General features: G+C 70.3%; 16 protein-coding genes and 1 tRNA gene. 11 read left to right on the top strand and 6 right to left on the bottom strand.

What is annotated here, in order from left to right; genetic code table 11:
- The first annotated feature begins 21 nt into the window (after nt 1-21).
- The 5 genes from AB0395_RS05930 (at nt 22) to AB0395_RS05910 (ending at nt 7,739) form a co-directional block, all read left to right on the top strand.
- The gene (locus AB0395_RS05930; protein ID WP_366277480.1) at nt 22-3,225 is read left to right on the top strand and encodes a DUF4153 domain-containing protein; all 3,204 of its coding nucleotides are present in this window, start codon (nt 22-24) and stop codon (nt 3,223-3,225) included.
- A gap of 162 nt (nt 3,226-3,387) precedes the next feature.
- Nucleotides 3,388-4,911 carry an amidohydrolase family protein gene (locus tag AB0395_RS05925; protein ID WP_366277478.1) on the top strand — a complete coding sequence of 508 codons (1,524 nt, stop codon included), beginning with the start codon at nt 3,388-3,390 and terminating at the stop codon, nt 4,909-4,911.
- A 37-nt stretch (nt 4,912-4,948) separates the two neighbouring features.
- Nucleotides 4,949-6,058 (top strand): alanine racemase, encoded by a 1,110-nt coding sequence (locus AB0395_RS05920; RefSeq protein WP_366277476.1) that lies wholly within the window; start codon nt 4,949-4,951, stop codon nt 6,056-6,058.
- A 51-nt stretch (nt 6,059-6,109) separates the two neighbouring features.
- Complete coding sequence (locus tag AB0395_RS05915; RefSeq protein ID WP_366277474.1) at nt 6,110-6,496, top strand: Rid family detoxifying hydrolase; 387 nt, start codon at nt 6,110-6,112, stop codon at nt 6,494-6,496.
- A 31-nt stretch (nt 6,497-6,527) separates the two neighbouring features.
- Nucleotides 6,528-7,739, top strand: a complete 1,212-nt coding sequence (locus tag AB0395_RS05910; protein ID WP_366277472.1) for a hypothetical protein — start codon at nt 6,528-6,530, stop codon at nt 7,737-7,739.
- A 19-nt stretch (nt 7,740-7,758) separates the two neighbouring features.
- On the opposite strand, the gene AB0395_RS05905 is transcribed toward AB0395_RS05910, so the two are convergent.
- Entirely contained in the window at nt 7,759-8,307 is a 549-nt protein-coding gene (locus AB0395_RS05905; RefSeq protein WP_366277471.1) for a TetR/AcrR family transcriptional regulator, read from the bottom strand.
- 96 nt (nt 8,308-8,403) lie between these two features.
- Between AB0395_RS05905 and AB0395_RS05900 the strand changes: the two genes are divergently transcribed.
- Nucleotides 8,404-8,880 (top strand): alpha/beta hydrolase, encoded by a 477-nt coding sequence (locus tag AB0395_RS05900; RefSeq protein ID WP_366277469.1) that lies wholly within the window; start codon nt 8,404-8,406, stop codon nt 8,878-8,880.
- A 25-nt stretch (nt 8,881-8,905) separates the two neighbouring features.
- Here the strand turns inward: AB0395_RS05900 and AB0395_RS05895 are convergent, their stop codons facing one another.
- Nucleotides 8,906-9,526, bottom strand: a complete 621-nt coding sequence (locus AB0395_RS05895) for a LysE family translocator (RefSeq protein WP_366277467.1) — start codon at nt 9,524-9,526, stop codon at nt 8,906-8,908.
- Nucleotides 9,527-9,630: 104 nt separating this feature from the next.
- Between AB0395_RS05895 and AB0395_RS05890 the strand changes: the two genes are divergently transcribed.
- Complete coding sequence (locus tag AB0395_RS05890) at nt 9,631-12,378, top strand: AAA family ATPase (RefSeq protein WP_366277465.1); 2,748 nt, start codon at nt 9,631-9,633, stop codon at nt 12,376-12,378.
- Between the two features lie 102 nt (nt 12,379-12,480).
- Here AB0395_RS05890 and AB0395_RS05885 read toward each other — a convergent pair whose 3' ends face one another.
- Nucleotides 12,481-12,870, bottom strand: coding sequence for a response regulator (locus AB0395_RS05885; protein WP_366277463.1), 390 nt, complete (start codon nt 12,868-12,870; stop codon nt 12,481-12,483).
- A gap of 1,329 nt (nt 12,871-14,199) precedes the next feature.
- On the opposite strand from AB0395_RS05885, the gene AB0395_RS05880 reads away from it, so the two are divergent.
- The 3 genes from AB0395_RS05880 (at nt 14,200) to AB0395_RS05870 (ending at nt 14,991) form a co-directional block, all read left to right on the top strand.
- A complete protein-coding gene (locus tag AB0395_RS05880) occupies nt 14,200-14,574 on the top strand; it encodes a C40 family peptidase (protein WP_366277462.1) in 375 nt (124 codons plus the stop codon).
- 81 nt (nt 14,575-14,655) lie between these two features.
- A tRNA-Arg gene (locus AB0395_RS05875) sits at nt 14,656-14,730 on the top strand.
- Nucleotides 14,731-14,808: 78 nt separating this feature from the next.
- Nucleotides 14,809-14,991 (top strand): hypothetical protein, encoded by a 183-nt coding sequence (locus tag AB0395_RS05870; RefSeq protein ID WP_366277460.1) that lies wholly within the window; start codon nt 14,809-14,811, stop codon nt 14,989-14,991.
- Nucleotides 14,992-15,017: 26 nt separating this feature from the next.
- Here AB0395_RS05870 and AB0395_RS05865 read toward each other — a convergent pair whose 3' ends face one another.
- The 3 genes from AB0395_RS05865 to AB0395_RS05855 form a co-directional block, all read right to left on the bottom strand.
- The gene (locus tag AB0395_RS05865) at nt 15,018-15,743 is read right to left on the bottom strand and encodes a Mut7-C RNAse domain-containing protein (protein ID WP_366277586.1); all 726 of its coding nucleotides are present in this window, start codon (nt 15,741-15,743) and stop codon (nt 15,018-15,020) included.
- A 160-nt stretch (nt 15,744-15,903) separates the two neighbouring features.
- Entirely contained in the window at nt 15,904-16,710 is an 807-nt protein-coding gene (locus tag AB0395_RS05860; protein ID WP_366277458.1) for a hypothetical protein, read from the bottom strand.
- 216 nt (nt 16,711-16,926) lie between these two features.
- On the bottom strand, nt 16,927-17,394 hold the full coding sequence (locus tag AB0395_RS05855; protein WP_366277456.1) for a MarR family transcriptional regulator: 468 nt from the start codon (nt 17,392-17,394) through the stop codon (nt 16,927-16,929).
- A 102-nt stretch (nt 17,395-17,496) separates the two neighbouring features.
- Here AB0395_RS05855 and AB0395_RS05850 point away from each other — a divergent pair, with 102 nt between their 5' ends.
- Complete coding sequence (locus AB0395_RS05850; protein WP_366277455.1) at nt 17,497-18,330, top strand: alpha/beta hydrolase; 834 nt, start codon at nt 17,497-17,499, stop codon at nt 18,328-18,330.
- The last annotated feature ends 122 nt before the right edge of the window (nt 18,331-18,452 follow it).

Genomic DNA, 18,452 nt, shown 5'->3' with positions numbered 1-18,452 from the left:
AACAACAGGATGAGCCAACCATTGAGACCCCTCGACTTCCTGGGCCGGATCAAGATCAAGCTCGGCATGGTCATCCTGCTGGCCGTCGCGGCGGCGTTCTTCGTCAACGAGGTCGGCATCAACGCCGGCTACTCGCGCAACGTCCGTGTCGCGGTCGCCGTGGCGTTCGCCCTGGTCATGATGCAGTTACTCGCGCGGGGGATGACCAAGCCGCTGCGCGAGATGGCCGCCGCCGCGCAGACCATCGCCAAGGGCCGCTACGGTCTGCGCGTCACCGCGACCTCGCGTGACGAGGTCGGCGAGCTGGCCCGCGCCTTCAACGCGATGGCGGCCGACCTCGGCGAGGTCGACCGGCAGCGCCGGGAACTGGTGGCCAACGTCAGCCACGAGCTGCGCACACCGATCACCGCCCTCAGGGCCGTGCTGGAGAACGTGGTCGACGGCGTCTCGACGCCCGACCCCGTCACGTTGGGGACCGCGCTGGCCCAGACCGAGCGACTCGGCAGGCTGGTCGCCCAGCTCCTCGACCTGTCCCGCCTCGACTCGGGGGCCCGGCCGATCGAGGTCGAGGACGTCGAGCTCGAGCCACTGTGCGACCAGGCGTTGCGCGAAGCCGTACTGGCCAGGGACGGGGTCACCGCCCGCTGCGAGGTGCCCGTGGGGCTGAGCGCGCGCGCTGACCCCGACCTGCTGGCACAGGTGCTGGCGAACCTGCTGGACAACGCGGTACGGCACAGCCCCGAGGGCGGGGTCGTGGTGCTGGCGGCGACCTTGGAGGGAGCCGGGGTACGGCTGCGCGTGACCGACCAGGGACCGGGCATCCCGCCAGAGGACCGGGCACGGGCGTTCGAGCGCTTCTCCCGCCTGGACGCAGGACGGGCGGCGGACGAGGGCGGCGCCGGGCTCGGCCTGGCCATCGTCAAGGAGATCGTCGAGTTGCACGGCGGCTCCATCCGTGTCGAGGACGGCGTCGGCTGCCGGATCGCGGTCGACCTACCGGAAAGGATCACGATGGACATTCCGTCCACGTCCGATCTCGCGGAGACGTCCTCCGCCTCGGAGGGGCCCGCGTGGGAGGTTCCTGCCTCGGAGAAGTCCGACGACGTCGACCCCGTCGAGACATTCGAGCCTGTCAACGCCTCCGAACCCGTCGGGTTCGCCGAGACCTTCGGAGCCACCCCGGTTTTCGAGGAGGCCGTACCCGGGAGCCAGGAGGACTCCAAAGACTCGGAGCCCTCGCCGCCTCTCGTGCCGGTCGATCCGTCTCCCGTGTCGGCCGGGCCCGAGCCGTACCCGCCCTTCGCGCACGAGCCCGCGCCTGCGGCCCCACATCGGCCGGGGTCGCCTCGCAGCTGGGCGGGGGCGTTCGCGGGTCTTCTCGGAGGCGGACTCGCGGGCCTGCTCTGCGGCGTGATCGTGGGAGCGGCCCTCGCGTCCCTGGACAGCCTGCTGGGGGTGCTGGCCGGTTTCGTGATCACGCTGGCCGGAGGGTTCGTCGGCACGGTGCTCGGGGCCACCCCCTCTCACGCTCCGGCCGCCGGGGAACCGCGTCGGCGTTCCGCCGAGTTTTCGCACCCCGCCGCACAGGGGCCGGTGGGAGCCGATGAGGAGGCGGGACCGGCACCCGGCGATGACGACGGGGACGGTGGCGACGGGGACGAGCGGCGAGGGGAGGGGACTGCCCGGTCGTGGGGGACGGCGGGCGGACCGCCGGGAGACTCGGGAGGCTATGTGGCCCCGCCGGTTTTCCCCCGGCCCGATCTGCCCGCGACTCCCCGCTGGGCGCTGCCCGCATGTGCGGCCGTCGGCCTCCTCGCGGCGCTGGTTCTGCCTTACAGCCGTGCGGGGCTTGGGTTCGTGCTCGTCGCCGTGGCGATGGGCGTGGCGGTCCTGCCGGTCGCGCGACGGCGGATAACGCCGTGGTCGGTCGGGCTGGGGCTGATCGCGTACGGGATGATCGCGATGGTGATGCTCAGGAGTTCGGACTGGCTCGTCGTACTGCTCCTGCTGGCCGGGTTCCTGCTGGCCGCCCTCGCCCTGTCGGGGGCGGGCCGGAGCTGGCTCGGGATCGCCAGGGGCGGTGCCTCCGTGGTCCTCGGGCTGCTGCCGGTTCCGTGGTTCCTCGCGGAGCCGGTGAAGGGGATGTCGCTGCGCAGACGGCTCGTGCCCGCGCTGATCGGGGTCGGTCTCGCCCTGGTGCTGGTGATGGTGTTCGGCGGGCTGTTCGTCTCGGCGGACGCGGTCTTCGCCAAGGCCGTCGAGCGGGTGTTCCTGGCGCAGGACTGGGCGGCGTCGATGCCGGTGCGGATCGTGCTGTTCACCGGTTTCGCGGTCGTGGTCGCCTCTGCCGTGCTGGTCGGCCTGCGCCCCGTGGCCGAGCCGCGGGTTCCCGCCCTGCGGCTCACGGTCAGCCGCGGTCTGTGGGTGACCCCGCTGGTCGCCCTCAACCTGCTGTTCGGCGTGTTCGTGGGAATGCAGCTGACAGTGCTGTTCGGCAGCACCCGGTGGGTGGTCTCCGCCGTGGGGCTGACCTACGCTGAATACGCCAGATCCGGATTTTTCCAGCTCGTCGTGGTCAGCGTGTTCGTGCTGGCGATCGTGGCGGTCGCCTCGGTCCTGCTCGAGCTCGGGGGCCGGGAGCGGTGGCTGATGGCCGGGTTGCTCGGCCTGCTCTGCGCGCTGACCCTGGTGATCCTGGTCTCCGCGCTGCACCGCCTCGACCTCTACGTCGACGCCTACGGCTTCTCCCGGCTGCGCGCCTCGGTCGCGGCGGCGATCTGGTGGCTGGGCACGGTCTTCGCACTGGTCCTGGTCGCGGGCGCGGTACGGCTCACCCGGCGTGGCCGTGCCGGATGGCTGCCCAGGGCGCTGGTCATGATGACCGGGGTCGCGCTCCTGGCGTTCGCGGTGTGGAACCCGGATCTGCGGGTCGCGGAGACCCAGGTCGCGGTTCGGGGTGTCGAGCGGCTCGACCGGGCCTACCTGGGCGCGCTGGGGGCGGAGGCCGTACCGGCGCTCGACCGGCTGCCCGAGCCGATGCGCAGCTGCGTGCTGCGGGACGTGGTCGACGCCAACCGCCTGTACGTCCCCGATCCGTGGAACGCCTGGAACCTCGCCCGCGAGGAGGCGAGAAAACTGCTCGAACGGCATCCGGTGCTCACCGGCCCTGAGTGCGCCGTCACCCCCTCCTCCGCGCGCGACGTCCCCGGCGAGTACGACTACTGACACACCGCGACACGCCGACACCACGACACGCCGTGGCGCTACGGTTCCACGGCTTCCGCTCTCCAGCGGGAGCCGTGGAACCGTAGCCGGACAGGGGCGGTGGCGGAGCCGATGGAACGCTCGAAGATGCACCGAATCCCTCTTCGATGATTGAATCCGAGCATGTCGTTTGATGTGCTGATCAGAAATGGCTGGGTGCTGGACGGTACCGGCGCTCCGGCTTTTCTGGCGGACATCGGCGTCACCGGGAGCGAGATCGCCGCGGTCGGCAGGCTGGCCGGGGCCGATGCCGCGACGGTGATCGACGCCTCGGATCGGCACGTCATGCCGGGCCTGATCGACTGCCACGCCCACGGCGACGCCCTCGTCTTCGCCCCCGAGGTGCAGCTCGCCGCGCTGCGCCAGGGCGTGACCACGTTCGTCCTCGGCCAGGACGGGCTCTCCTACGCCCCCGCCTCGACCCCCGAGGCCTTCGCCTACGCCACCCGCTACTTCGCCGCGGTCAACGGCACCCACCCCTCGGCCGACGGGCCGCTGAGCGTCCGGGAACTGCTGGCGGACTACGACGGGGCGAGCGCGCTCAACACCGCCTACCTGTTGCCGCACGGCACGATCCGCTACGACGTCATGGGTGCCGCCGAGCGGGCCGCGTCCGCCGACGAGCTGGCCGTCATGCTCGCCCATGTTGAGCGGGGTCTGTCGGAGGGGGCGGTCGGGCTGTCCACGGGCCTGGAGTACGCTCCGGGGCGCTACGCGGACGTCGCCGAACTGGCCGCGCTCTGCGCACCGCTCGGCGGCCTGCCGTACGTCACGCACATGCGGGGATACGGCGCGAAGGCCGCGAGCGGCATGGCCGAGGTGACGGACATCGCCGGGCGCTCCGGCGCGGCCGTGCACGTCTCGCACTACCACGGCCCGGCGTCGACCCTGGTGCCGCTGGTCGATGAGGCCCGTCGCGGCGGGCTCGACGTCACCTTCGACACTTACCCCTACCTGCGGAGCAGCACGATCCTGGCGATGGTCGCGCTGCCGCCGTGGGTCCCGGCCGCCGACACCGACAGGGCGCTCAAGCTGCTGGAGTCGGAGCCGATCGAGTGGGACGAGACCCTCTGGCCGAGGATCACCTTCTCCCATGTGCCGGGTGCCGAGTGGGCCGAAGGATTGACGCTTCCCGAGGCGGCGGCCAGGGCAGGGGACGGACCAGGTGAGTTCTGTAGAAAAGTCCTGATCGACACCCGCCTTGAGGCGGGCTGCGTGATGGCCCGCCCCGACGAGGGGCCAGAGGGGGAGGACTCGGTCCGCGCGATCCTGCGTCATCCGTGCCACACCGGCGGCTCCGACGGCATCTATGTCGGCGGGCACCCGCACCCCAGAGGGTACGGGGCGTTCGCCCGCATGCTCGGTCACCACGTCCGCGAGACCGGTGACTGGACCCTGGAACAGGCCGTCGTCCATCTCGCCGCCCACCCCGCCCGGCGCTTCGGCCTGGCGGGCAGGGGCCTGATCCGCGCGGGCCAGGTGGCCGATGTCGTCGTCTTCGACGCCGCGACGGTCTCCGACCTGGCCACGTACGCCGACCCGCGTGTTCCCGCGACCGGCGTCGACGACGTTCTCGTCTCCGGCGTCGCGGTGCTCGCGGGAGGCCGGCTCACCGGGGCCACCCCCGGCAGGGCGCTGCGGCCCTGAAGATAGGGTCCAGCAAGGGAAGCGAAGGGAGTAACACGTGAAGGGGATCGTCGACCCCGGCAGGGCTGTCGGGTCCTCACTGTTCGGAGGGGCTTTCAGCTTCCCCGTGATGGTGGCGAACCGCGACGCGCTCAAGCACAACATCGCGACGCTCGCGAGCTTCGCCGCCGAGCACGGGCTGCTCCTCGTCCCGCACGCGAAGACGACCATGTCGCCCGAGCTGGTCAGGGCCCAGCTGGAGGCGGGCGCGTGGGGGCTGACGGTCGCCACTCCCAGCCAGGCGCTCACCCTGCGCGAGTTCGGCGTGCCACGCGTCATGATCGCCAACCAGGTCTTCGACCCGGCCGGGCTCGACGCCATCGCCGCGCAGCTCGCGGACGACCCGTCGTTCGAGTTCCTCTGTTTCGTCGACTCGGTCGCCGGGGTCGAGACGCTGTCCCGGCACGCGGGGGCCAGGCCGTTCCGGGTGCTGGCCGAGCTCGGGCACGAGGGCGGGCGGGCAGGCAGCCGTACGCTCGCGGAGCTCCTCGAGGTCGCCGCGGCGGCCCAGGCGGCGCCCGGCGTCGAGCTGGCGGGCGTCGCGGGCTACGAGGGGGGGCTGAAGACGGCCGACGAGGTGCGCGCCTACCTGCGCGGCCTGGTCGAGGCGCTGGAGCACCTGCGGGTGCGCGACCCGATCCTGTCGGTCGGCGGTAGCCAGTGGTTCGATGTGATCGGCAAGGAGCTGGCCGCCTGCCAGGCAAGGGTCATGCTGCGCAGCGGCGCCTACGTCTCCCACGACGACGGCTACTACCGTGAGCGCACGCCGTACACCCGGATCGAGGGGGAGTTGCGGGCCGCGTTGGAGGTCTGGGCGCACGTGCTGAGCGTTCCCGAGCCGGATCTGGCCGTGGTCGGTCTCGGCAAGCGGGACGCCCCCTTCGACGAGGGCCTGCCGATTCCCCGCGGAGCCATCGAGGACGCGACGGTGCTCAAGGTCCAGGACCAGCACTCGGTCCTGCGGCTCGCGCCCGGTTCGCCGGTGAAGCCGGGAGACCTGGTCTCGTTCGGCATCTCGCACCCGTGCACCGCCTTCGACAAGTGGCGGGTCATGCCGGTGGTCGACGACGACTACGTGGTCGTCGACCTGATAACCACCTACTTCTAGTTTTCCGTCGTTGAGAGTCCCTGTCGTTGAGAGTCCCTAAGGAGCTGTGGCATGAGCGGTAAGCAGGAACTGCGGACGGACGAGGGCGCCGCGCCGGTCGGGGCGTACTCGCAGGGCCTCGTGGTCGGCGACTTCGTCTACACCTCGGGTGCGGGCCCGCTGGACCCCAAGACCGGCGAGGTCGTCGGCACGGACGTGGCCGAGCAGACTCACCAGACGATGCGCAACCTCGGCGCGATCCTCGCGGCCCACGGCCTCGGTTTCGACGACGTGGTCAAGTCGACCGTCCACCTGCAGCACCTCAAGCGTGACTTCGCCGCCTACAACGCGGCATACAAGTCATATTTCACTCAGCCGTACCCGGTTCGCACGACTGTCGGGTCCGACTTGATGGACATCCTGGTCGAGATCGACTTCGTGGCCTACAAGGCGCGTTAGAGTCTGACCGACTGCGTGGGAGGGCGGCGGTTTGGACAGCTCGCTATACGTCTACGTCGAGGACGTGCGGGGTGAGGGCCTCGAGGCAGTCCTCGACCGGATCACCGGGTACGGCGTGGCGGGCGTGACCGTCGCCGCCGCCTATCATCGCGCCCGCGACGTCACCCCGCACGGTCGTCCCCGGGTGACGGTCCGCGTCGACGGCGTGCACTTCATGCCGCCGGAGGACCTGTTCGGCGAGCTCCGCCTCGTTCCGCCGGTGCAACCGGGGGCCGAGGAGGGGCCGCTGGCCGCGCTGCGCCTGGCCACCAGGAAACGCGGCCTCAAACTGCACGGCTGGACCGTTTTCTTGGAGAACACCACGCTCGGCCTGGCCAACCCCGACGTCACCGTGCGCAACTGCTTCGGCGACCGGGGCTCGCCCACCGAGCTGTGCCCGTCGCACCCCGATGTCCGTCTCTACGCGGTCGCGCTCGGCCGGGCCGTGGCCAGGCAGGGGGTGGACAGCGTGGTCGCCGAGGCGCTGCACTTCGGCACCTTCGGCTGTGGCTACCACAACGAGCGCAGCTTCGTGCCGCTCGGGCCCATGGACGTGTTCCTGCTCGGCCTGTGCTTCTGCGACTTCTGCATGCGCCGCGCCGCCGACCTCGGCGTCAACGCGGAGGTCGCCCGCGAGGAGTGCGCCAGGATCGTGGGAGGCGTCCTCGACGGAGATCCGCCCGCGCAAGGCGAGGTGACCAGGGCGGCGCTGACCGCGTACGCCGGGCCCGAGGTCGTCTCCTACGCGCGGGCCCGCTCAGAGGTGGTGACCTCGCTGGTCTCCGAGGTCTCGACCGCGGTCACCGCGGAGGGCTCCAGCCTCGCCTTTCTCGACGCGACCGGCTCGGCGAAGGGCTACATCGACGGCCTGCCCCCCTCGGGGCTCTCCGCGCACGACTCCTGGCAGCTCGGCGTCGACCTGGTCGCCCTCGGTGACCTGGTGCCCTCGCTCGGCGTGCTCGCCTACGCCCGCGACGCCGCGCGCGTCGCCGACGACGTGGCCGCCTACCGCCGTTCGACGGGCAAGGACAAGGAACTGCGGGCCGTGCTCCGTCCCGGCATGCCCGACACCGACTCGGCCGACCGGCTCGTCGCCAAGGTCAGGGCCGCCAGGGCGGCCGGGGCGGACGCGGTCGACTTCTACGCCTACGGGCTCATGCCGTACCCGATCCTCGACCGCATCCCGGGCGCGCTCTCCGCCTGACGGGGCGCCCCGTTCCTCGTCAGGTCACCCCGTCGAGGACCGCGGCCACCGCGCGGGCGGTGAAGCCGTCGTCGAGCGGGAGGCCACGGAAGACCGTCCGCAGCCACACTGCCCCGCCCAGCAGATCCAGGATCAACATTGGGTCGGCCGTCTCCGGCAGCTCGCCGCGCAGTCTCGCCCGGACGAAGACGACCTCCTCCTTGGCGAACCGGTCGGCGAAGAAGCGCTGGGCCGCCGCGGCGAGCTCCGGATGGTGTACGGCGGCGCCCAGCGCGGCCACTGCGACGTCGGACGCGGGAGAGTGGGTGAGGAGCGCGGCCACCCCTCGCACCAGCGCCTCCAGGTCGCCCCTGAGGGTGCCGGTGTCCGGCGGCTCGGTGACGAGCAGGTCGGCCTCGATCAGCGCGGCGGCGAGCAGCGCGGCCTTCGACGGCCACCATCGGTAGATGGTGGTCTTGTTGACTCCTGAACGCTCGGCCACCCCCTCGACGGTCAGCCCCTCGTACCCCTTCGCGGCAAGCAGTTCGAGTGTCGCCTGGAAGATCTGCTGTCCTTTGCGCGGTGCCATGCGCCGACTATAGCAACGCAACGATGCGTTGTGTTTTAATGAGAACACTTCACTAAACGCAACGCACCGTTGCGTATGACGCGCCTGGAGGCCCCGATGCCGCCCGTCGTCCTCGTCCATGGAATTCGGGTCAGCTCGACCATGTGGGACCCCGTCGTCTCCCGGCTCGGCCGTCCCGCCGCGACCGTCGATCTGCCGGGCCACGGCACCCTCCGCGGGGAGCCGTTCTCCATGGACGGAGCCACCTCCGCGGTGGCCGCCGCGATCGACTCCCTCGGTGGCAGAGCGCTCGTGGTCGGCCTCTCGCTGGGCGGCTACGTCGGCATCGCGGCCGCGGAGCGCTTTCCCGGAAAGGTGGCCGGTCTGGTCGCCATGGGCTGTACGGCCCGCGGCGAACCGGCTACCCAGGTCTACCGGTTCTTCGCCTCCCTCGCCGCGCGGAACCCGTCACGCGCCAACCGGATCAGCGCCTATGCCCTGCGCCGTCTCCTGCCCGGCCCCGTGGGGGAGGCGATGGTCGCCGGAGGGCTGTCGTCCATGACTTCACGCGTCCGTGACTTCGAGCGTTCGTGACTTCGAGGCCGGGCGGAGCGCGGTGTCAGATCGACCGCCCGGAGAACGCGGTCGCGACCCCCAGCCCCAGGTAGACCACTCCGCTGACGTAGCCGAGCACGTTTGAACGGCTCCGCAGCCTACTGCCCAGCGCGCCCGCGCCCGCCGCGTAGATCATGTCCGAGGTCACCCCGAGAACCAGGAGGGTGACGCCCAGAATCACGATCTGCAGTGGGACGGAGCCCGCCTCGGGATGCACGAACTGCGGCAGGAACGCCAGGAAGAACAGGATCACCTTGGGATTGAGCAGATTGACCACCGCACCCTCAAGGAAGACCGAACGCAGCGGCTGCGGCCGGGCCTCGTAGGTGGCCTGCTCCTGCCCGCGGGTCAGTGCCCTGACACCCAGGTAGATCAGATAGACCACGCCGGCCCACTTGATCACGTTGAAGAGCGCCGCGGACCGGGCGATCACATAGGAAAGCCCCGCCGCCGCGGCGGCGATGTGCACCAGCGTGCCCGTCTCGACGCCGAGCGCGCTCGCGACCCCGGCCGCCCGGCCTTGGGCGATGCTCCGGGCGACGATGTACAGATGATTCGGCCCGGGCACCAGGACCAGCGCCAGGGACGCGACCACGAAGACCAGAAACGTGGACAGGGAGATCATGGCTCCGACCCTAGGACCGGTTTGGTCCCGTGGCGAAGACCATTGAATGGGGTCTTTCGTGGACCAATCGGTTTGTTGCGGGCATGCGATGTCATACTCGCTGGGTGGAGTGGCGGAGAGCCTACAGTGCTCTGATCGGGCGGTCGGCCGAGTTCGGCAGGCTCACCGCTCTGCTCGGCTCGGCCGCGCGGGGACTGGCGGGCGTCGCCCTGGTCGGTGGTGACGCGGGCATCGGCAAGACCCGCCTCGTCGCGGAGCTGGCCGAGCAGGCCAGGCGGGACGGCTTCGCCGTACTCGTCGGGCAGTGCGCAGAGCTGGGTGACGCGCTGCCGTACCTCCCGCTGGCCGACGCCCTGCGCGGCGCTCCCGTGGAACTGCGCGCGGAGATCGACGCGCGTCCCGTCCTCGGCAGGCTGCTGCCGGGGGGTGGCGATCCCGGCCCCGAGACCACCTCCGGCCTCACCCAGCAGCAGCTCTTCGGCTCGATGCTCGGCTTCCTGGCGGCGCGGCCCGTGCTGCTGGTTCTTGAGGACCTGCACTGGGCCGACCGGTCGACCCGTGACCTGCTGGTCTTTCTCAGCCGGATGCTGCAGACCGAGCACGTCTGCCTGGTCGGCACCTACCGCACCGACGACCTGCATCGGCGCCACCCGCTGCGCCGGGTCCTCGCCGAGCTCAAACGCCTGCCTTCGGTGACGTCCGTCGAGCTGAGGCCGCTCGATCGCGACGAGATGACCGACTACCTGGCCGCCCTCGGCGGTACCGACGCCAGAATGATCGACGAGGTCGTCGAGCGGGCCGAAGGCAACCCGTTCTACGGCGCGGAGCTCCTGGAGGCCGTGGCCGAGGGTTCCTCGATGACCGACGACCTGGCCGGTCTGCTGCTGTCCAGGGCCGAGGTGCTCTCCGACGCCGCCCAGCGGGTGCTCCGCGTCGCGGCCGTCGCGGGCAGACGGGTCGACCATGACCTGCTCCAGGAGGCCTCTGGCCTGCAGGACCTGGCCTTCGACGAGGCCATGCGGGAGATCGTCTCGCGCGGGCTGCTCCGCCTCGACGGCGAGTACGGCTACGCCTTCCGGCACGCCCTGCTCCAGGAGGCGGTCTACACCGACCTGCTGCCCGGTGAACGGACCAGGCTGCACTCGGAGTTCGCCCGCCTGCTCACCGCGAGGAAGGGGGCGGCGGCCGAGCTGGCCTACCACTACCTGGCGGGTCACGACCTCGCGGAAGGCCTGGCCGCGTCGGTCGAGGCCGGGCACAGGGCGGAGCGGCTCGGCGCCCCCGCCGAGGCTCACCGCCACTTCGACCAGGCGCTCGGCCTGTGGGACCGGGTCCCCGACGCCGAACGTCTCACCGGGACCGACCGCATACGGCTCGCGCTGCGCACCGCCGCCGCGGCGGCCGACATGGGCGACAACCACCGGGCCGTCGCCCAGCTGCGGGCGGTTCCCCCGTCGGCGGAGGTCTACGAACGGCTCGCCTACTACCTCTACGACTCCGACGACCTCCAGGCGGCGATCGTGGCCGCGGAGGCGGCCGTCGCCGCGGCTCCTCCTGAGAGCCCAGTGCTGGCCAGGGCGCTGGCCACGCTCTCCCGCACGCTCGTCTGGTCCCCCAGGACCGCCGAGGTCAGGCCGCTCGCCGATCGCGCGCTCGAGGTCGCCAGAGCCACCGGGGCAAGCGACGCGGAGAAGGGCGCGGTGCTGGTGCTGGCCGCCTACGCCGAGTACGAGGGCGACGTCGAGCTGGCCGAGGAGCTGTTCTACTGCACCGCCTTCCAGGACTCCGGCGACCTCGCCATGGATCTGCGCGCCCTGTTCAACCACGCCCGGATGCGATACGAACACGGCCTCACGACGGGCGCGGCCGAGGTGGCGGAACACGGTGTGCGGCTGGCGGAAAGGACCGGCCTCTCGTGGAGCACCTACGGCACCGACCTGCGGTTCCTCCAGTTCCTTGTCCACTACACGGCGGGAGACTGGACGCGGGCGGCCGAGGTGGCCGCCGGGTTCGGCGCGCGCGTCGGCACGGTCCCCGAGGCCATCCTGTCCTCCTTCGCGCTGTTCATAGAGGTCGCCACGGGAGTGCCGGTCGAGGACCGCCTTGGCTGGCTCAGGCCGTTCTGGTCCGACTCTCTCGTCGCCTACATGTCGCGCGGCCTGGCCGCGGAACACGCCCTCTGGCGGCAGGACCCCGCACTCGCTCTGGAACACACCACCGCCGTCCTCACGGCCCTCGATCCCGCCGACCTGGGCACCATCCGCATCAGCGCCGTCGCGCTCTGGGCGCTGGCCGACTTGGGCCGCGCCGAAGGGGCCGACGAACTGCTCGACCGCGCCCGCCGTGCGGCCAGGGCCGGGATGGGGATCGAGGGGCAGGGGTGGCTGGCTCGGGCCGAGGCCGAGTGGCACCGCGCGAACGGTCGCGCCGACGTCGAAGCCTGGCGCAGGACCGTTGAGATCTTCGACCCCGTCTTCGTCTACGAGGCCGCGCGCTCACGATGGCGGCTCGCCGAGGCGCTGCTCGCCTCCGGTGACCGTTCCTCCGCGCTGGAGGAGTGGCGGCTCGCCGTCAAGGCCGCCGAATCCCTGGGCGCCAGGCCACTGGGCGAGGCACTGACCGAGCTGGGGCGCCGCGCCAGGTTCGCCCCCGCCCAGCAGGGGCTGCTCACGGGCCGGGAGCAGGAGGTGCTCGCCCTGGTGGCCGAGGGACTGCCCAACCGCGAGATCGGCGAACGGCTGTTCATCGCCCAGAAGACGGTGAGCGTGCACGTCTCCAACATCCTCGCCAAGCTCGGTGTCTCCTCTCGCACCCAGGCCGCGGCCGTGGCCCGCAGAGAGGGCCTGGTCTAACCGTTTCCCCGCCGTGCCTTGGGGCGTTGACGGCGCCACCGGTACGGCGGGGTGACATGGGGCGTTCGGTGTCGGTACGGCGGGCGGTGACGCGGGGCGGATTCAGCCGCTGTGGGCGGCCAAGGCCAGGTCACGAACGACCCGGATGAGCTCGGAAGGGTCGAACGGCTTGGTGAGGTAGGCGTCGACGCCGATGCCCAGCCCCCGCCGCTTGTCGTCCTCCTGGGCTCGCGCGGTGATCAGCACCACCTTGATGTGCTTGGTTTCCTCGTCGCCGCGCAGCCTCGTCGCCGTCATCCAGCCGTCGAGCCTGGGCATCATGACGTCGAGCGTGATGACGTCGGGCATCACGTCCAGCACCCGGTCCAGACAGTCCTGACCGTCGTACGCCGTCTCCACCTGAAACCCCTCCAGGGTCAGGTTGACCGCGATGAGCTGTCGGATGACCTCGTCGTCATCCACCACCAACACTCTGCCCAGAAGGTCGCCCACGGCCGTGAGGCTAACTCCTCTGAGGGACGTCCCGCGCGGTTTTCGATGGATCTGTACACACAGCTATCCGCGAACGACAGATTTCTACAGGCCACACCGGGTCTCGAAGGCGTTTTTCGACAGATTCTCATGGTTTTCCCCCTGAAGGCGCCCAGTGGGTTCCCCGCCTACGTGCCGTCCTCGGAACGGGGACCCTTCGTATCGCCCTGGACGGGGAGCGGCATCCGGTCCTCGGTCTCCCCATCGCGAAGCGGACAGAGACGCCGCCCGCGATCCTCCCGTACGGCCTCCCCGCCCAAGCCCGAAAAGGAAGAACGGGCGAGGCGAGGACACGAGCCGATGGAGCGATCACCACTCCCGGAGTCAGGATGGCCCGTGCACCGCGCCAATCCCGTGACGAGCGCGGAATCCTGCCCCTGCGGTGACCACGGGATGTCGACTCCGGAGCCGTGGGCGGCTCGCACGCCGGTTCAGCCCTTGTGGTGAGCGCGAACACCTGCCTCTGCGGTGAGCGTAAGGCCTTGCCTCCAGAATGAGCGCGGCACGGCGTCTCTGGCACTCGCGTCATCTTCAGGGGCTGTGGACGGCTCCGGAGTTTTCCCCAGAATCGGATTCGGCCCCTCGGTGATCATGCCAGCCTGCCGATCCTGAGGCCTCGATCGTTCATCGAGCCCAGGGAGGCCACGCGTGATCACGACCTTTGTCACCGCCACCATCCTCGCAACGGCCCTCGTGGCCGCTCCGCAGATCCCCGTGACCCACCCCTGCCGGAAGGCCGCCGACGGCTGGGTGAGGCTGCTGTTCGACACCGACCTGCCAGACGACGCCCGGAGACGGCTCGGAGGCGGGAAGCACCTCACAACGGCCGCCGCCTGTCGTCCGAGCGGGCGAGATCCCGGAGCCACACCCGGGACCACGCCCGGGGCCGTCCCCGCCGCAGCCCCCTTCTCCGGTGAAAGCGGCCTCCATCCCACTCCCGCCCCTTCCACTCCTGCCTTTTTCATTTCCGCCCCCACCCCCTCTTCCGCCCCCGATCCCTCGGATCCCGATCCCTGGGGGCCAGGCCCCTCGGTGCCTTCGAAGCCCTCGAGACCCTTCGGGCCGTCAGGGCGCCCCTCGGGAGGTTCCTCGCAGGTTCGCCCGCCTGCCGTCCTCCCCACGCCCGAAACAGGTGAGATCGGCGAGACCGACGAGGCGGGCAGGCCCGTCGGGCGCGACGGGACCGATCGTGCCGACGCGCTCTCGAGGCACATCGGCCACCTGTCTCTCGGCTCTTCCGGCTCTCCTGGGTCTCTCGGCTCTCCCGGGCGGACGGCCATTTCGGCGGCGTTGCGTCAGGTCGGCACGCCGTACGTCTGGGGTGGCGGTTCGAGCGCCGGACCGACCGGCGGCGGCTTCGACTGCTCCGGGCTCGCCCTGCACGCCTGGTCGAAGGCGGGGGCCAGGCTCACTCACTACACCGGCAGCCAGTTCAGACAGGGGCGCCGGGTGTCCTTCTCCCGGCTTCGTCCCGGAGATCTGATCTTCTTCGGCGGCGGCGCCGGAGACCCCACCCACGTGGGTCTCTACGTTCGTGACGGCGTCATGGTCCACGCTCCCAAGACCGGCGACGTCGTCAAAACGACGAACTTCGCCGCCTCCGCCTACTACCGCGCCCGCTACCGAGGAGCCGTCCGTCCGCAGCCCGGAACCCTCCCCGGCTAACCGTCACCGCCCCCCGAGATCGCCTCTTCGCGCTTCGAGTGTCAGTTCCCCTCTGGATGCTGGTAATCTAATCACTCGTTGGCCCCCTTAGCTCAGGGGATAGAGCACCGGCCTCCGGAGCCGGGAGCGCAAGTTCGAATCTTGCAGGGGGCACCAGCGATCTATATCGATATCCATGCAAGGACCTGCGGAAACGCAGGTCCTTTGCGTTTCCGCGTGTGCCGTCGGGAGAGCGTGACCGCGCCCTTCGCCGACGGCCGACGACTGCTCGGCCACAACGGCGGGGTCGAGTGCGACGCCGTCGCGGGGCGACATGCGGCCCGAGAGCCCGTGCGCTCGGCATGGCTCGCCTCCGCCATGTTCGTACGGCTCCGCGCCGGCATGCCGGACCCGCTCGCCCTCGCGGCGGGCCCGTAGGCCCGGCCGACATATTCCGGGACATGTCACATGATTTGCCGCGCCTTAGCGATGATCTCGTCCAGGTGGCCGCTGTGCGCGCCGTGCCAGTAGATGCGATGACAGGCACGGCACCGGGCGAACGTCTCATAGGTACGGCGGGTTCCCGTCGGCAGCATCTGCTCCACCTCGTCCTTGCCCGCCGGAACGAGTGGCCCGTTGCACGCCGTACACCGGGTCCATGGAGCCAGCGGCGGCGCGAACCTGTCCAGCACGTCGGCCAACTGCTCGTCAGGACGGGTGCCCCGGACGTATCCCCCCAGGCGCAATGCCCGGCGCTTGAGCAGCCCCCGATCCTGCGTCAGCAACACGCGCTGCTCCGCATTCGCCTGCGCGATCAGCGCGTCATCGTCCATATCGTTCCGGTACGCGGCGTCGATCCCGACCACGCGCAGCCGTCGGGCCAGCGTCCCCAAATGCACGTCCAGCACAAACCTGGGGAGCGGGATACGCTGGGGCCGCTCGATCGCCCCCACGTGTACGGCCTCGCCCGGCCCGAGCCGGTACGACGGGGGCACCCGGCGGCCGTCCGCCGCCAGCGAGCCGACCTCCGTCAGCGGCACGCCGATCGACTCGATCACATGGCCGAGAGATGACGTCCCGTCATAGGGAACCCGCAACTCGGCGTCTCCGGCTCCGGCGCGTCTCAGCCGCGGCGAGACGAACAACCGCAACTCGGGTGCGACGACGACGGACAGTTCGCGGCCGACCATGCTTCCAGCATCCCAGCCGTCTCCGTACGGCACGGCACGGGCCCGACGCTTGACGGCGCGGCAGACGGTCACGTACCGGGTGTTGTGAGCGCGGCGAGTGCTCCTGACGGTGTCTGACGTTAGGTGTCGTTCGGGGGAGGCCGTCAGTCGGTGAGCGAACTCAGGGGAACGGGGGGTTCCTCCGCCTCCTCGTGATAGGAGGTCGCCACGTCGTCGACGGAAGGGGTGTGATGTCGGTTGGGGCGTCCCAGTCCGTCAGGCGGGCGTCGGCGACGTACCAGCGGCGGGCATCACGGTACGGCTCGCTCCACGAAGCCCTGGCTCTGCGCACCAACTGGTCCTCGCCGAGCCAGAGCCGCCAGGAGATCTCAATCCTCGCCTCCTGGCCGGTCGGCTTCTCCTCAAGCAGGACAGGGGGTTCGGGAGAGGCCCGGTAGAGCTCGCCGAGGGCGATCGTGCCCTGGTAGAGCGTGGTGCGAGTGCCGTCATAGACGCCCGCTGGGCGTTTTGTCGCAGTGGTGGCCAGCACGGCCTTCAGCATGACCGGATCGGCGAGTTTGATCCAGTCGGCGTCCAGCACGGGGTGGATCTTCTTGTCCTTGGAGAGGAACCAGCTTTTCCCGTTGGGAAGGGCTCCCTCCCGGACGTATTTGCGGCCCTCGAAGAGGATCTGCCGTACTGGGCCTTTGAAAAGCGCGAGGTCGGAGCGAAAAGTCAGATCGGTGGCGGTGATTCCGCCCTTGCCGAACTCGGCCACGCCCTTGACCCACATGTTCAGCTTCTCGCCGTCCCGCCTCGTGACAGTGAGAACCTTCGACATCTTCACGCCGTGGTTGTCGATGAACTGGTGTTTGAGCGCGTCGACCGGACTCGCCGAGGTGACCTGCGCATTCGCGGTGCTGCCGAATCCGGCGGCAACGAGCGGGACGATCAGCGCGACGGCCAGCGCGGCGATCTTCTTCCTCATGGAGGACGTCCTCCCGTTAGTGCCCCACACGGCGAAGGGCTGCGGTTCGATCTTCGCAGTCCGCCGTCTCGCTCCCGTCATGATTTCTGTGAGGGGGGGTCGGCGGCGGGAACGCCGTACCTCACGCCTGAGGTGTGTTCCCGTGTGTCTGGCCGTGCGGCAACTGCGGCGTGAATTCCCCGCGGTGGGTTCGGCTCGCCGTGTGCGGCGGTGAACTCACGAGCCCGGCTGGGCCGCCTTCCGTGCGGTGGGGGTCCTCGTGTCCAGGCGTTGTGCGAGCGCTTCGAGCATGGCGACGAGCTCGCGGATCTGCCCGGGGTCGTCGGTGCCGAGTGCCGTGCTCAGGGCGTCGTCGATGGATGTCGAGCGGACCTGGGTCACCCGTGCGGATGCCTCGGGGGCTTCCTTGATGAGAAGCCGGCGGCGGTCCCCGGGGTCGGTCGCCGTCACGATGGAGCCGGCCTCGCGAAGCCGGGCGACGGAGGCCGAGACAGCGCTCTGCGGGAGGCCGGTCCGGGTAGCGATTTCGCCGACGGACGTGTCCGGATGATCGCGGATGTCGCTGGCGACGATCAGGACCGTCCTGACGCTCGTGGAGTGCTGCCCGATGCCCTCGGTGGGCATGGCCTCTTCACCGATCTTCATCAGGGCGCGTCCCAGGAGGAACAGCTCGACTCCGTTCACGTCCACGACGATACATCAAAGAAGATGCATCAAGCTTGATGCATCAAGCTTGATGCATTATTGTCGTCTCATCCGAAGCGATCACACCCGAAGGGGTCTTCGATGAACGACACGCAGGCAGGCACGCTGCCCGTCCCGGGCGCCGACCTCTACTACGAGGTGCGCGGCACCGGTCCCGTCCTCCTCATCTCCCAGAGCGGTGAAGGCGACGCGGGGCGCAGCGTGGATCTGGTCGACCGGCTCACCGAGGACCACACGGTGGTCACATACGACCGGCGCGGGCTGTCGCGCAGCAGGCTCGCCGACCCCGCGCAGGCGGTGACCATGGAGGAGCACGCCGACGACGTCCACCGGCTGCTGGCCTTCCTGACCGGCGAACCGGTGCTCATGCTCGGTTGCAGCCTTGGCGCCGTCATCGGGCTCCACCTGGCCGTCCGCCATCCCGGCCAGGTGAGCACGCTCATCGCGCACGAGCCCGTCGCGCCGCGCTTGCTACCCGACGCCGAAGGCGTCCACCACGAGCGTGAACTGCGGGAGGTGCAGGACGTCTACCGTCGCGACGGCCTGGCCGCGGTCATCAAGGAGGTCGCCAGGGTTCTGGGCATCAACCCCGCGGACCAGGAGACGGAGCCGGGCCTCACCCAGCACCCGTTCACCCCGGAGCGGATCGCCAACTTTGGGTTTTTCATCGAGCGGGACTTCGACGCGATCGTCGCCGACACTCTGAACGTCGCCGAGGTGAAGAACACCCCGACCCGCGTCATCCCCGCGGCGGGCCGTACCACGCCGAGGACGGTTTTCGACTACCGATGCGCACAGGAACTGGCCGACCTCGTCGGCGTCGCCCTCGAGGAGTTCCCCGGTGGCCACAACGGCAACCTGACCCACCCGAGAGCCTACGCGGCACGAGTCCGCGCACTCCTCGCGGTGGCGTGACAGTCCAGGAACGCCGTTGCGGGCCCAGGCGTCCCGCCCCGGGTTCAGAAGGTCATGCGCGATTTCACGTTTCGTCTCGGAGGTGTTCACTCCACATCGACCGCACAGAGTATTTCGGCCGC

The organism is Streptosporangium sp. NPDC051023, from assembly GCF_040689595.1.
Taxonomy (GTDB): Bacteria; Actinomycetota; Actinomycetes; order Streptosporangiales; family Streptosporangiaceae; genus Streptosporangium.
This window is presented reverse-complemented; position numbering and strand designations above follow the sequence as displayed.